Consider the following 550-nt stretch of genomic DNA (forward strand, 5'->3'; position numbering starts at 1 on the left):
CGCACGCATGCAGTCGATCCGGGCCGCGTGTCGTCCGGTTCGCTGCTCGACAGCGTGGTCGCGCACGTCGAATCGTCGCTCGACGCGTGGCGCGAGCGGCCGGTGGACGATGCGCTGACCGACCGCGTCGCGCGCAAGGCGCGCCCCGGCACCGTGTCGCTCGGGCTGGCCGCGACGCAGCTCGACATCTATGCGCTGAGCGCGGCGCTCGCGCCGCTGGGCGGCGAAGTGGCCGACACGACGCTGTCGATCGACGACGAACTGAAGCTCGTCGAAGCGATCTCGAACGCGCGCGACGGCAGCGGCGAGCGCGGTCCGGCGACGGACTGACGCGCCGGCCCTTCCCGAAAGCGAAGCGCTTCCCGCCTGCTCTCCAACGGCGCGCCGCGCGCGCTCCACAGGCGCATGCCTTGCTCGATCGGCTCGACGGTGACCTTCACCGTTTCCGCTTTCGACAAGGAGGGCCTGACATGAAAGCAGTCGTATTTCACGGCATCGGCGATATTCGTAATAACTTCGTATAGCATACATTATACGAAGTTATACGGGG

1 protein-coding gene is annotated in these 550 nt (G+C 67.1%); it reads left to right on the forward strand.

Going from position 1 to position 550, the window contains the following annotated elements; genetic code table 11:
- Positions 1 to 330: DUF1269 domain-containing protein (locus tag JMF90_RS39780; RefSeq protein WP_201326622.1), on the forward strand; the 330-nt coding region annotated here is incomplete at its 5' end.
- Positions 331 to 550 lie beyond the last annotated feature (220 nt).

The organism is Burkholderia sp. E168m23, from assembly GCF_016586125.1.
GTDB lineage: Bacteria > Pseudomonadota > Gammaproteobacteria > Burkholderiales > Burkholderiaceae > Burkholderia > Burkholderia orbicola.